Origin of the sequence: Neobacillus sp. C211 (genome assembly GCF_051842875.1) — a bacterium.
Lineage (GTDB): Bacteria > Bacillota > Bacilli > Bacillales > Cytobacillaceae > Neobacillus.
The window spans coordinates 139,767-152,964 of record NZ_JBPXRO010000003.1; the positions used below are offsets into that span (position 1 = coordinate 139,767).

Below are 13,198 nucleotides of genomic sequence, written 5' to 3' on the forward strand. Positions count from 1 at the left end.
AAAAACGTTCTGCAAAAGCAGCAACGTTCACAATATCTCGAAATATTTAGATTTATCCGACCCTTTCTAATGTCTTCCTTTTATTTTCAATTGGTTTCATATTAATTAACAAAATGACAAAAGAACTAAGGCAGCCGATACATAGAATCACCCATAACGGAACTAAATCCATTGCACCTTTGATTCCTGCTTTTTCCTGAACAATCGAACCATAAATCAATATTAGATTATAAACAAACCCCTTAACATTTAACATAACTGTTAGCACATATCCGATTGGCCGCCGCTGCCAAAGAAAATAGGCAGCAACGATACATAGTGGAACCACGAATGTTAAATCTAATGTGGCAACCAGGTTGTTTGAAGAATTTAAATTAATCATGATTTGTGGTGGATTACCTGTGGTAACAAAATTTACCCACTGATAAATCCATGCTCCCCCAAGGGTTATCGCTAATAGGATCATAAAGATGCTAATCCCTTTATAAGAACTTTTCTTCTTAAATGAGTTTCCAACTTTATTGTAATCTAAAAAAACTAATCCGAAAACAATTGAATACATCGACAAAGTGAACAAGGCGGCATATATAAGAAAAAAAGAGTTTAATGCAGCACCAAAAAGATAATAAGAATAATTATATATAGTAAAATTAAGCATTCCTAACCAAACTAACTGCCCTCTTAGTGAACCACGAATCGATAGAAGCAATGCAGTAATCAAAAGTGGCAAGCCGACAGCGAGTAAAATAATATCATTGGCATACCATGCATTCAAAGCAAAGCTGTTGGTATCCTTATACAAGTCTTCAATAAAAAGTCCACCTAATGCGGCAATAAAAGTTAGCACAACAATAATAATGGTCATTTTATAAGATGATTTCATCGTGGATTCCATCAAATATCACTCCTTATCTTCTATAGAAATAGAAGAGGCAGTAACCACTAAACAAGACTATTTATATGATTTAATTTGGACGCAAATTCCTTGATGGCCTCATAATCTAAATTGGATTGATCAATGGTTGCACCGCTCACTTTTTTTACAATTTGTTTTTCTATAAAGTTCATTTCGGATAAGAGAAATTCACCGCCAAATAACCCCATTGCCGTGGAATTCTTGCGCAATTCTTGTGGAAAGGCATGGTTAAATTGCTCGATGGCAGTCTCGCCATCATGCATGCAGCAAAGGAAAAGACCGACGTCTTTTTCCAAAAGTGTTTCTAGGTTGTTTCTTATAAACTGTTTTATTTTTCGTTGAATATTCCCTGCATGAACCGAGCCGCCAATGATAACGGTATCAAAATTTGCCAGATCGAACTCTTCTTTCTCCCTCTTCAAATCCACCGCTAAAACTTCCCCTTCAAGACTTTCACTTAAAAATCTTACTGCTTTTTCTGTAGTCCCATGAGACGAGCAATACACAATTAAACTTTTCATGTCAATTACCCCTCCTTCATATTACATTACTAAAACCAGCCACATTTACTAAATATCTTGCTGGCTATGAAGATTCAATCTTATTATATAACTAATTTAAATTCTCTCCTGTGGTAATATTGGCAATATTATTACAATTCATCGAAGGTACAGCATGGTGTCAGGCACCGACTTCTTAATCACTGCCTACATCAAAAAGGAAGAAGGCTCTCCATTAGAGCCTTCTTCCTTTTTAGTGGTTATGCTATTTGACTCCACTTTTTACCAAATAGACTCGTTCAGGACGACCCACCGTTCCGTAAGCTAAATCTGCTGCAATTTTTTCCTCAGACATGAGATGTTCAAGATACCTTCTAGCCGTTGTTCTGCTAACGCCTATTTCTTTGGCGACGAATTCTGCTGTTAACCCGAAATCGACTTTCGACAGGACATCCAAAACCTTTTCAAGTGTAAGCGGATCAATTCCCTTCGGCAAATAAGCTTTTTCGCTAAGGGAGAGATCTATTTCTTTTCGCAGTAACTTGTCCACCTGTTGTTGGGTGACATGGAGATTTTCATTCCTCAATTCTACTAGCTTCGTGTGAAAATCCTGATACCGCAGCAATGATTGTTTGAATCTCTCGAAAATCACTGGTTTAATAATATAATCAAACACACCTATACTAATTGCCTCTTGAACCTTATGAATCTCTTTTGTGGCGGTAATCATGATTACATCCATTTGTTTATTTTGCTGCTTTGTTTCTTTAAGTAAATCAATTCCATTCATGTCTGGAAAATATACATCCAGCAAGAGAAGGTCTGGCTGTAGTAAATCAATATAGGTCTTTGCTTCTTGATAACTTGCCGCAATTCCTACCGTTTGAAAACCAGCAATCTGTTCAATAAATCGTTTTTGAATTTCTGCAATTCGTAAATCATCCTCAACAATTAACACTTCTATATCCGGGCTCTGCTTCATTCAAACACCCCCTGCTTTTTGGTATCGCTACTGTGAAAATGGTCCCTTCCCCATCATTCGATGAAAAGGTGATATATCCCCCTAAGCTCCTTATGGCTTCCTTAACAAGACTTAACCCAATCCCTGCATTGCTTTGACGGTTTTTCGTTGAAAATCCATCTTGAAAAATTTGTTCACTTAGGCCCGTGTCAATGCCTTTGCCGTTATCTTCTATTTCGATAATCAATTCTTTTCCTAGGTCAGTTAAAAACAAAGAAACCTTTTTTTCTTCCTTATTATTTTCTCTTACAGCATCGAAGGCATTATTGACAAGGTTACCTATAATTGTGACTAACGTATCCCTACTGATTTCCGCTGGAACATCCTTAAAGCTGCTCTCTCGGTCTATTGTAAAATTGATTTTTAACTCGCTTGATAAACTGACCTTACCTAAAATAAAACCGGCAATGATCGGGTCAGGAATTTCCTTCATTAGGAAGCTTATGAAACCTTGCGCGACATCCACTTCCCTTGAAATGAAATCAATCGCTTCTTTATACGAACCAAGTTGAATCAAGCCAAGAAGTGTGTAAAGACGATTGGAATATTCATGTGTCTGTGCTCTTAGTCCTTCAGCATATGCTTTTACATGGGACAATTCCTGAATCAGATTGGAAAGCTCTGACTTGTTTCTGAAGCTAGCAACTGCTCCAATTACTTCTCCCTTTTTATTAAAAATGGGAATACGATTAACCAAAAATACCTCTCCAAAAATGGCAAATTCCCGATCATACTCCGCAAGTCCAGTTCGAACAACTTCATATAGATGCGTATTTTCAAGTACATCTTCAATTCTTTTTCCACGGAGAAGGACCTCTTTCGGTACATTGAGAAATTTATGTGCGGTTTCATTGACAACTGTTATTCGCCCATTCGTATCGACTGCGATAATTCCTTCATGGATGGATTCTAATATGGCATGTTTCTCCTGGTACATCCAAGCTATTTCTTTTGGTTCAAGTCCGAAAATCGCTCTCTTAATATTTAAGGAGATTAATAATGCGGCTAGTAATCCTCCCAGTAAGATAATCATTGTCACCATAAAGATTTTTCTTCTAATCTTTGAAACTTCTTTATCAATATCCGTTTGAAGATATCCTACTGAAACCACTCCAATAACTTCGCCGCCATCACTAAATATGGGTGCTTTTCCTCTCAAGGAAGGACCAAGGGTTCCAATCGATTCTGAGATGACCGATTCTCCTCTAAAGACTCGTTCATTATCTCCACCAACCATTTTCTGTCCTAACCGGTTTGGGTCAGGATGAGAATAGCGAATCTCCTTTCGATTCCCGATAACAATAAATTCCGCTCCAACCTGTTTTCTAATTTTTTCTGCGATCGGTTGTATAATGGCAGCAGGATCGGTACTATAAAAGGCTTTTTGAATCTCTGGCATATTTGAGATGGACTGTGCCACCGATAAGGCCTTCGTCCCTTTTTCGTGCTTAAGATTGGATTCCATTATGTTTTTAAAAGTTATTTCAAAAACCCCGCCAATTAGGATGATTAATATAAAAATACCTAACATTAATTTCGTATGTAATCGCATACAAACACCTCTATCTCTATCATATAGAAAAAAACCCCTTAAAAAAAGGGGTTTTTCCAATAATCAGAACTTTAAAAAGATTATCCTTCTTCGTTAATAACGACATTTTTTCCTCTCATCTTCATTATGACCGGAATAACCAACCAAAGAACGGTCAAAATTAAGAAACTTAATGAGATAGGGCGTGTGAAAAACGGTCCAAAATCTCCATTTGAAATCGTTAAGGCTCTGCGCAGGTTATTCTCAAGCATTGGACCTAGTACCAGTCCTAACACCAATGGTGCAATCGGGTAATCATGTTTATTTAGAAAATAGCCAACTAAACCGCAACCTAGTAGAAGCAAAAGGTCATTAATCGAAACTTGAACCGCATAAACACCGAAAATAGAGATGGCAATAATAATTGGAATCAAATATTTCTTTGGTGTCTGAATGATTTTTGCAAATACCTTAACAAGCGGGAGGTTGAGTATTAACAGCATGATATTTCCAATAAACATACTAGCAATCAATCCCCACGCTACTTGGGGATGATCTTCGAATAATAACGGACCAGGCTGAACGTTATACATCATCAGTGCCCCCATCAGGATGGCGGTTGTGCCCGAGCCCGGAATTCCTAATGTTAATAAGGGTATCATTGCTCCGCCTGAGGCTGCATTGTTCGCCGATTCTGGTGCTGCAACACCCGCAATCGCACCAGTACCAAATTTCGATGGGTCTTTAGAAATCTTCTTTTCTAATATGTAAGAAAAAAAGGAAGCGAGCGTCGCACCTGCTCCAGGTAGAATCCCGATAAAAAAGCCTAAGATGGATCCTCTGGCGATCGGTCCAGCCGATTCTTTCAACTCTTCTTTAGATGGTAGTAAATTATTAATCTTTGACATTTGTGTATCTTCTTCATCTTTTTCTAAGATTGTCTTAAACACCTCACCAAGTGCAAACAAACCTACGGCAATGGTCAAGAATTCAATCCCTTGGTATAACCAGGGAATATCAAAAGTAAAACGGCCAATCCCAGAAACATTGTCAATTCCGATTGTAGCAAGGAGCAGCCCACTTACCGTCATAATTAAGGCTTTCGTAACGGACTTTCCTGCCAATCCGCTCACAGCGCCGAGTCCTAACAGCATCAGAGAGAAATATTCAGAAGGACCGAATTTAAGGGCTAGATTTGACAACGGTTTCGCCAAGGCAATTAGTGCGACCAACGTGACGATTCCTGCCACAAACGACCCAATCGCCGCAATTGACAAGGCACTCCCTGCTCGTCCTTTCTTTGCCATCTGATAACCATCTAATGTGGTCACTACGGACGATGATTCGCCAGGAGTATTTAATAGAATTGAAGTGGTTGATCCACCATACATGGCTCCGTAGTAGACACCAGCAAGGAGAATGATGGCACTAGTTGCGGCTTGTTCAGGAGGAAGTCCTCCCGTAATGGAAGCGGTAACAGGAATAAGCAAAGCTACGCCGCTCATTGGACCAATCCCCGGTAACACCCCAACGGCTGTCCCAATCAAAACTCCAACAAATGCAAAAAGTAAATTATACCAAATAAGTGCCGCACCGAATCCGTGCATCAAATAATCAAGAGTATTCATTACATATCCCCCTTTCCTTCCAAGAAACGTGGTGCCTGACACCGTAACTTAATTGACTAAAACCAAATTGGCCACCCTGGAAGCGTTCCTTTTAATATTTCGACAAATATGAAATAGACAAGTCCAGAAAAACATCCAGCGATTATTAGTGAGGTCAGCCATTTAGCACGTTCCATTGTCTGAAAGCATACAAAAAGAAATAAAAATGTTGTGATCACATAACCAACTGATTCCAGCGTCAAAATATAGATTAATGTGGCTGCCAATATGATTAAAAAAGGCTTATACTGCAATTTTTCTTTTTTCTTTTCCTGCGTTTTTCCATTAAAGGTTTCATAAAATAAGCGAATACTTAAGATCGTCAGCAATACCCCAAGAAAGAATGGAAAAATATCTGGACCGACTACACTTCCATAAGAAGAGCTTGCAATACTTCTGCTTCCGATAATAAATAGGACTCCTACAGCTAGAAACAATATAGCAGCGATGCGATCAAATTTAATGTCCATCCGCAATCCCCCCAATCCGTGCTATGTTTAAAATAAAAGGGAAGGAGAAAGTCGTTCCTTCCCTCTTGGGTTACTTCTACTTCTGCATTCCTAATGCTTCTAATAATTGTTGTACTTGTGATTCCTGATCATCTAAGAACTTTTTAAAATCTGCCCCATTTTTATACTCTAATTCCCAGCCTTGTGTCTCGACTTCTTTTTTCCATTCAGGTGATTGAACTAACTTATCAATAGTTTTTTCCCAATAAGCCTTTGCTTCATCGGACATTTTTTCTGGACCAAATACACCACGCCAAATCGTAAATTCTGCATCGACACCTTGTTCCTTCGCTGTAGGGACATCTTTAAAGTCACCTGATAAGCGTTCAGTGGATGTAATCGCAAGGACTCTTACTTTGCCTGCCTTAAGAAACTCTTTTACGCTAGAGGCATCCGTCCCAATGACATCTGCGTTTCCTCCAAGTAATGCGGTAATCGCTTCGCCACCGCCATCATAGGAAACATATTTAATTTTGGTTGGGTCAACCCCATATTTATAGGCTGGTAGAATGGAAACTAAATGGTCCATCGAACCTGGTGCCGAGCCACCAGCAAAAGTCAACTTACTAGGATCCTTCTTTACTTCTTCCAAAACCGATTTTAAATCTTTAAATTTGGAATCGGCTTTAACAACTATCGCTCCATAGTCTTTCGTAAGTTGTGCTAATGGTGTGGTATTCTTATAACCGTACGGACTGTTTCCTTCTTTCTTTAAATTGTTGATAATAATCGGCGGTGAATTGACAAACAGCATGTCATTATTTTCCACTTGCTGGGTTGCATATTCCGCCATAAAAACTGCTCCACCGCCGCCAGGCTTATTCTCAACTGTCATTGGCTGTTTTACAAGCTTTGTTTCACTTAACACTTTTGTAAACGAGCGGGCTGTTAAATCCCAGCCTCCACCTGCTCCAGACGGTGCTACCACGCTAATGGCCTTTGTTGGATAACCGGTGCCTTCCTCTTTTTTACTTGTACTCGCTGTTTCCTTACTGCTGCAAGCCCCCAAACTTAATGCCAATGCTCCTGCACACATTACTGCTGAAATTCTTTTGATAGAAAACATTTCATTTCCCCCTTTGTAAACGTTTTCTTAATTTTACAAAAATTTTGAGGTTTTCATAGATTATTCATTTAAACAGCATTAAAAACTTAACTACCATTTTGTTCATAAAGTTCATAGGTTTAATTATTGTTATCAACACGTGAAAGAACTCCTGATTCAGTATCTCAGGAGTTCTCAGATTTTCGTTTATAATTTGGACCCAATATCTGGCCAAGGTAAGCTTAAAAAAATTATTGGAAGTTTTTCTTTAGGTAATTCCCTATTTCGCTAACAGCCTTTTTCGCTTCAGGTAAAGTATCACCACTAATTTGCCACACATGCCACATTCCATCCCAAACTTTAAATGTGACATTAACACCTGCATGACGTGCTTGTGTGGCGAGTAATTCTGCATCGCTTTGCAAGATCTCATGATTGCCTGCTTGGATGAATAATGGCGGAAGCCCGGTCAAGTCTGCAAAGACTGGTGATATGAGCGGATGGTTGAGGGAATTCTCATTCCCCGCATACATTAGTGCTGCATCCCTTACACCTTGCACACTTAAATATGGATCAATCTCCTTGTTTTTACGGTAACTTTCCCCGCTGCTTGTTAAATCTACCCAAGGAGAAAGACAAACAATTGCCCCTGGGAGTGGTTCATTTTGATCCCTTAAGACCAAAGTGGCAGCAATGCTTAAGCCACCTCCTGCGGAATCTCCTGCAAAAATAATCTTGGAGGAATCATAACCTTGTCGCAATAGCCAGCGGTACACGGTAACAGCATCCTCGATGGCAGCTGGAAATGGATGTTCCGGTGCAAGACGATACTCCGGAAATAACACCTTTACACCCGCCGCTTTCCCAATTCGAGCCGCTAGTGGGCGGTGAGTATTGGCTGAGCAAAATGCATAACCACCGCCGTGTAAATAAAGGATCACTATATCATCTAAGGCGTCTTCGGAAGTAAGCCACTCAGCATACAAGCCTTCAATTTCAAGTTGCTCAACCTGGCAGTTTTTCGGGAGTTTCCCCAGTTTTCTTGCTGCCGTGTCGAGCATCTGCCGCTTTTCATCCATCGCTCGATCTGATATCCCCTTCTTTAGTGCTCTTTTTACCGAAAGGTTAATTCCTTTTTCAAAAAAATAGCTTCGGATACTTGGCATCTTCATACCTCCATTAATCCAGAATTTGCTAATATCATTATACTAGAAAAACCTTCTATTAAATCAATGCCTTCAACAATATTGTAAATATTCTGTAACCATTCTTCCATTTCCGCCTACCTGTAGTACAATTGTAGTAACTGGCAGATATTTTCGGAGGTTTTCCAATTTATGAAAAGATTGACTGACCATTTAATTATCATTTCATTTGATTGCCTTTCAGCCTTAGATTTTCCTAAGTTAAAAGAACTGCCACACTTTCAAACCCTATTAAAAAATGGGGCCTATGTAGAGAAAGTCGAATCCATTTACCCTTCCGTCACTTATCCTTGTCATGCAACCATTGTCACAGGTAATTATCCGAACCGACACGGTGTAATTAATAACACACTTCTGCAGCCAGGCATGGTTTCTCCTGATTGGAACTGGTTCAGAGATTGTATTCGAGGAACAACCTTGTATGACGAAGTAAGAAAGGCAAATATGACAACAGCTGCACTATTATGGCCAGTCACAGCCAAAGCAAAAATTGACTATAATATGCCCGAAATTTTTGCGAACCGCCCTTGGCATAATCAAATTCTTGTTTCACTGATGAGTGGAAGTCCACGCTTTCAGTGGGATCTTAATAAACGTTACGGTCATATCCGAAAAGGCCTTAATCAACCGGAATTGGATGACTTCGTATTGGAATCGACCGTCGATACCATTAAAACCAAGAAGCCGAATTTATTGATGGTCCACTTTACGGATTTGGATACCCAACGGCATTATCATGGTTTTTCTTCTGAGGAAGCACTCGCGGCAATCGACCGCCACAATAGCCGACTTGGCAGAATTATCGAGGCCTTAAAGGAAAGCGGAATCTATGAGAATTCCACTTTAGTTGCATTAGGTGATCATAGTGCTTTAGATGAAAATAAAGCCGTCAACCTAAATGTTCTTTTCCATGAGCAACATCTGATTACCACTAATGGAAAAGGAAAGATAATTAATTGGAAGGCATATTGTAAAAGTTGTGATGGCTCTGCATATATTTATATTAAAGACAAACAAGATTTAGCCACACATGATAAAGTTAGACGATTGCTAGATTCCTTACAAGTGGATCCTGAAAACGGGATTGAAAACGTTCTCACTGGGGAACAAGCAGCTGAAAAAGGCGCAGATGGAACGTGTTCCTTTATGGTTGAAGCCCAAAGAGGATATTTCTTTTTAGAAGACTTCGAAGGAGAGTTCATCAAAACGATCACAAAGAAGGACGTAAAGGCGGATCATAAATACACCTTGGCCTGTCATGGCTATTCACCTGAGAAAGAAAATTATGGAACCATTTTTATGGCAGCTGGAAAAGGGATAAAATCAATCACCCTGCCTTCGATCCGTCTCATTGATGAAGGTCCAACATTTGCAAGGCTTCTAGGAGTAAATTTAGGCCAGACAGATGGAAGGACGATAGAAGAGATTTTGAAATATTAAAAGGGGGAAAATCTATGAGTCGGATGTCAAAGCAAGAAAAGAGCTGGGCGTTATATGATTGGGCAAACTCTGCTTATTCGATCCTAATCACAACGGCAATCTTCCCGCTTTATTTTAAGGCAGCAGCTACCGAGGCGGGGCTTGAAGCTTCCACTTCCACTGCTTATTGGGGCTATGCTAATTCGTTTGCTACCCTGCTTATATCGCTTTGTGCGCCTATTTTAGGAAGCATAGGGGATTTCAAAGGGTTTAAGAAACGATTTTTCACCTTTTTCTTTGCATTAGGAATTATATTTACCTTACTGCTTTCAGTCGTACCGAGTAACCAATGGCTAATTTTATTAATTTGTTACATGATTACCGTGATTGGTTTTGGCGGAACAAATATTTTCTATGATGCTTTTCTTGTCGATGTAACGACTGAGGAGAGGATGAACGAGATTTCATCAAAAGGCTATGCATTGGGGTATATCGGTAGTACAATTCCCTTTATAATCAGCATTGCTCTGATTATATTATCGCAGCAAAACATCCTTCCATTATCTGTTACGGTTGCAAGTAAAGCGGCTTTTGCGATTACCGCCTTATGGTGGGGCTTATTCACGATTCCAATTCTAAAAAATGTCAAACAAGTTTATTATAAAGAACCTGTATCAAATCCCATTTCCAATGGCTTTAAACAACTATTTGAAACATTTAAGAAGATTAAATTGTACCGTCCATTGTTTCTGTTTTTAATTGCCTATTTCTTTTACATTGACGGAGTTAATACGATTATTACCATGTCTACAGCATACGGTTCTGACCTAGGAATCACTTCTACGAACCTACTTATTATCTTGTTTGCGACACAAGTTGTTGCTGCACCATTCGCGATTTTATTTGGGAAGCTTGCCGATAAATTTAAAGGCAAAACGATGCTGCTAGTTGGAATTTTTGTTTATATAATCATTTGTACGTATGCTTATTTCTTAAAAACTACGTTAGATTTTTGGATTTTGGCGATGCTTGTTGCCTCCTCTCAAGGTGGAATCCAGGCCCTAAGCCGCTCCTACTTTGCGAAACTAGTTCCAAAAGAAAACGCCAATGAGTTCTTTGGCTTTTATAGTATTTTTTATAAATTTGCAGCTATTTTAGGGCCATTCCTTGTCGGATTCACCGCACAGATAACCGGAAATACGAACAGCGGTGTGTTTAGCTTAGTTATTCTCTTTGCCATCGGAGGAATCATTCTCCTTCGCGTACCTGAAACAACTACTATCTCAAAATCAAATTCTATTTCTGAATAAAAATTTATTAGACCTCACCATGAGGTCTAGTTTTTTTGAAAATAATGGTGCCTGACACCAATAATCTTCAATATCCCTTTATAATATACAAACCGATTTTCTTGAAGATTCGTTTATTAATGTAAAGGGATCCGGAATTGACTAGGGGGACTGCCTTTTTTATGAAAAAATTGAGTGATACCGAATTAATGCTTTTAATTAAAGTAAAGCATCGTCCAGCTTTAGAAGAATTATATGACCGCTATATTAAGCTCGTATATTCCTTCGTTTTCAAATCAACAAAAGATGCAGACAAAGCTAGAGTAATTGTCCAAGCTGTTTTTACCCGCGTGTGGACGACAGAAACCGGTTATAACCCGGAAAAAGGACAATTCGTCAATTGGCTTTTAACGATCACTCGTAATATTACGATTGACCATCACCGCAAGGAAAAAAAGGACAACGCATTGATATCAATCGATCAGGAACAATTGGAGCAGATTCCGGAACATCAATCCTCCAATCCAGCGGAGATTTTATCAAGAAAGCTGGTGCGAGAACAAATCCAGAAAGCCTTTCAATTTCTATCAAAAAATCAAATCGAACTGATCCAGTGGCTTTATTGGGAAGGATACACCTTAAGTGAAATTGCCGAAATGAAAAAGGAACCCATCGGTACGATAAAAAGCCGGCTGCATCAGACACTCAAAGTCTTGCGGAAACACGTTGTAATGGAGATGGGGGAATGAAAATATGAGCATAAATAGCAGCTGTTCATTGTCCAGTGAATTGATTTCTTATCTGATTGGTGAATTATCAGAGGAAGAAAGACTTAGAATAGAGAGACACCTTTTGAGTTGTTCGTCTTGTAGTAAGGACATGCAAGAAATGCAGGAGGCGTGGACTATGCTCCCTTATGAATTAGACGATGTAGAAGTACCTACTGATTTAAAAGATGAAGTGTTGAATGCCATTTTCACAACAGAAAATTCCCAGCCTACATTAAAAAGAAAGCATCTGACCAAAAAATCACGCCGTTATCTTTATGGATTTGCAGCCGCCTCTCTCATTTTTAGCTTTGGTGGAGTCATTTGGAACAATATAAATCTAAGAGATCAAGTAACTGAATTAACGGAACAAGCGAAACTTCCGCCCGAGGTCATCCAGGTATATGCTTTAAAAACAGCAAATCCTACAACCGATTCTGCCCAAGGGCAGGCGTTGCTTTACAAACAAGGTGATAAAAAACAGCTCGTTTTTCAGCTTCAAGGACTAACGAATACCAAGGGATCCGAGGCCTACCAGGTTTGGCTTATCGAAGATGGGAATAGAAAAAGTGCGGGAACCTTTCATGTCGATGAGAAAGGAAATGGCTTCCTAACTTACCAGCTTAATGAAGAAATATCTTTTGAGGCGATTGGAATATCACTCGAACCAGATGCTAATGGAACCAAGCCCAGAGGTAAAAAAGTATTAGAAACCTAAATGTTAAAAGCCCACGATTCTCATTCCTGAGATTCATGGGCTTTTTTACTTAAGTATTAATTGATTATTGCTTATTTGTTAATACTTTCGGTTGGTGATGTAATAAGCCAACCTACAGGTGCTGCTCCGATTGGATGGGATAACGTTCTTCCGTCGATCACAGAGGCTGCATTGTTATTAACAATAGTTCCATCCACTTTGAAATTGTAGTAAATACTTCCCTTGTTAATATCCTTATCTTTAAAGCTGAACGTGAGTTGTTTATTATTAAATTTATCTATTATCTGACCGGTCTCTAAATCTATGACTCTAAACGCGAAATTCATGATCACGGTTTCTCCTGCGGGAGCCACCTTTTGGAATTTACTATTATCCCCTTCAAGCACTTGAAACGTGACGTCGTGGGTAAAAGCTCCTTCGGGGATTTGAATTTTAATTCCACTATGACTCAGTTTAGCTGATTCCCCTGCCTCGATCTTCCTTTCTGCAACCACTTTAGAAAATCCCAGTTGTGTAAAATCTGTTGCTGCGAATGCAACTGCACCAAACAAAAACATCGACATAATTGACATCCCAAGTAATACTTTTAAACGCTTTTTCATTTACATGCA

The 13,198-nt window shown here is 39.1% G+C and carries 13 protein-coding genes; 4 read left to right on the forward strand and 9 right to left on the reverse strand.

The window, feature by feature from the left end:
* Positions 1-52: 52 nt before the first annotated feature.
* From ACSU6B_RS04255 to ACSU6B_RS04290, 8 genes are all read right to left on the reverse strand, one after another.
* The gene (locus ACSU6B_RS04255) at positions 53-895 is read right to left on the reverse strand and encodes a hypothetical protein (protein ID WP_410883024.1); all 843 of its coding nucleotides are present in this window, start codon (positions 893-895) and stop codon (positions 53-55) included.
* Between the two features lie 47 nt (positions 896-942).
* The gene (locus tag ACSU6B_RS04260) at positions 943-1,437 is read right to left on the reverse strand and encodes a flavodoxin domain-containing protein (RefSeq protein ID WP_410883026.1); all 495 of its coding nucleotides are present in this window, start codon (positions 1,435-1,437) and stop codon (positions 943-945) included.
* A gap of 244 nt (positions 1,438-1,681) precedes the next feature.
* Positions 1,682-2,398, reverse strand: a complete 717-nt coding sequence (locus ACSU6B_RS04265) for a response regulator (RefSeq protein ID WP_410883028.1) — start codon at positions 2,396-2,398, stop codon at positions 1,682-1,684.
* Complete coding sequence (locus ACSU6B_RS04270) at positions 2,361-3,989, reverse strand: ATP-binding protein (protein WP_410883031.1); 1,629 nt, start codon at positions 3,987-3,989, stop codon at positions 2,361-2,363. Before ACSU6B_RS04270 ends, ACSU6B_RS04265 begins: the two co-directional genes overlap by 38 nt.
* 80 nt (positions 3,990-4,069) lie before the next feature.
* A complete protein-coding gene (locus tag ACSU6B_RS04275) occupies positions 4,070-5,596 on the reverse strand; it encodes a tripartite tricarboxylate transporter permease (protein WP_215001901.1) in 1,527 nt (508 codons plus the stop codon).
* Positions 5,597-5,652: 56 nt separating this feature from the next.
* Complete coding sequence (locus tag ACSU6B_RS04280) at positions 5,653-6,105, reverse strand: tripartite tricarboxylate transporter TctB family protein (protein ID WP_215001899.1); 453 nt, start codon at positions 6,103-6,105, stop codon at positions 5,653-5,655.
* 76 nt (positions 6,106-6,181) lie between these two features.
* Positions 6,182-7,210 (reverse strand): Bug family tripartite tricarboxylate transporter substrate binding protein, encoded by a 1,029-nt coding sequence (locus ACSU6B_RS04285; RefSeq protein ID WP_214716844.1) that lies wholly within the window; start codon positions 7,208-7,210, stop codon positions 6,182-6,184.
* Positions 7,211-7,440: 230 nt separating this feature from the next.
* Positions 7,441-8,355, reverse strand: a complete 915-nt coding sequence (locus tag ACSU6B_RS04290; RefSeq protein WP_410883034.1) for an alpha/beta hydrolase — start codon at positions 8,353-8,355, stop codon at positions 7,441-7,443.
* Positions 8,356-8,526: 171 nt separating this feature from the next.
* On the opposite strand from ACSU6B_RS04290, the gene ACSU6B_RS04295 reads away from it, so the two are divergent.
* From ACSU6B_RS04295 to ACSU6B_RS04310, 4 genes are all read left to right on the forward strand, one after another.
* Positions 8,527-9,834, forward strand: coding sequence for an alkaline phosphatase family protein (locus tag ACSU6B_RS04295; RefSeq protein ID WP_410883036.1), 1,308 nt, complete (start codon positions 8,527-8,529; stop codon positions 9,832-9,834).
* A gap of 14 nt (positions 9,835-9,848) precedes the next feature.
* Positions 9,849-11,123, forward strand: coding sequence for an MFS transporter (locus tag ACSU6B_RS04300; RefSeq protein ID WP_410883038.1), 1,275 nt, complete (start codon positions 9,849-9,851; stop codon positions 11,121-11,123).
* A 161-nt stretch (positions 11,124-11,284) separates the two neighbouring features.
* Complete coding sequence (locus tag ACSU6B_RS04305) at positions 11,285-11,851, forward strand: RNA polymerase sigma factor (RefSeq protein WP_410883040.1); 567 nt, start codon at positions 11,285-11,287, stop codon at positions 11,849-11,851.
* 4 nt (positions 11,852-11,855) lie between these two features.
* The gene (locus ACSU6B_RS04310) at positions 11,856-12,587 is read left to right on the forward strand and encodes an anti-sigma factor domain-containing protein (protein ID WP_410883042.1); all 732 of its coding nucleotides are present in this window, start codon (positions 11,856-11,858) and stop codon (positions 12,585-12,587) included.
* Between the two features lie 71 nt (positions 12,588-12,658).
* Here ACSU6B_RS04310 and ACSU6B_RS04315 read toward each other — a convergent pair whose 3' ends face one another.
* On the reverse strand, positions 12,659-13,189 hold the full coding sequence (locus ACSU6B_RS04315) for a hypothetical protein (RefSeq protein WP_410883044.1): 531 nt from the start codon (positions 13,187-13,189) through the stop codon (positions 12,659-12,661).
* Positions 13,190-13,198 lie beyond the last annotated feature (9 nt).

Excerpts from the sequence above, each read along its gene's own strand:
- ACSU6B_RS04255 (WP_410883024.1), bottom strand. The coding sequence starts at position 895 with ATGGAATCCACGATGAAATCATCTTATAAAATGACCATTATTATTGTT.
- ACSU6B_RS04260 (WP_410883026.1), bottom strand. The coding sequence starts at position 1,437 with ATGAAAAGTTTAATTGTGTATTGCTCGTCTCATGGGACTACAGAAAAA.
- ACSU6B_RS04265 (WP_410883028.1), bottom strand. The coding sequence starts at position 2,398 with ATGAAGCAGAGCCCGGATATAGAAGTGTTAATTGTTGAGGATGATTTA.
- ACSU6B_RS04270 (WP_410883031.1), bottom strand. The coding sequence starts at position 3,989 with ATGCGATTACATACGAAATTAATGTTAGGTATTTTTATATTAATCATC.
- ACSU6B_RS04275 (WP_215001901.1), bottom strand. The coding sequence starts at position 5,596 with ATGAATACTCTTGATTATTTGATGCACGGATTCGGTGCGGCACTTATT.
- ACSU6B_RS04280 (WP_215001899.1), bottom strand. The coding sequence starts at position 6,105 with ATGGACATTAAATTTGATCGCATCGCTGCTATATTGTTTCTAGCTGTA.
- ACSU6B_RS04285 (WP_214716844.1), bottom strand. The coding sequence starts at position 7,210 with ATGTTTTCTATCAAAAGAATTTCAGCAGTAATGTGTGCAGGAGCATTG.
- ACSU6B_RS04290 (WP_410883034.1), bottom strand. The coding sequence starts at position 8,355 with ATGCCAAGTATCCGAAGCTATTTTTTTGAAAAAGGAATTAACCTTTCG.
- ACSU6B_RS04295 (WP_410883036.1), top strand. The coding sequence starts at position 8,527 with ATGAAAAGATTGACTGACCATTTAATTATCATTTCATTTGATTGCCTT.
- ACSU6B_RS04300 (WP_410883038.1), top strand. The coding sequence starts at position 9,849 with ATGAGTCGGATGTCAAAGCAAGAAAAGAGCTGGGCGTTATATGATTGG.
- ACSU6B_RS04305 (WP_410883040.1), top strand. The coding sequence starts at position 11,285 with ATGAAAAAATTGAGTGATACCGAATTAATGCTTTTAATTAAAGTAAAG.
- ACSU6B_RS04310 (WP_410883042.1), top strand. The coding sequence starts at position 11,856 with ATGAGCATAAATAGCAGCTGTTCATTGTCCAGTGAATTGATTTCTTAT.
- ACSU6B_RS04315 (WP_410883044.1), bottom strand. The coding sequence starts at position 13,189 with ATGAAAAAGCGTTTAAAAGTATTACTTGGGATGTCAATTATGTCGATG.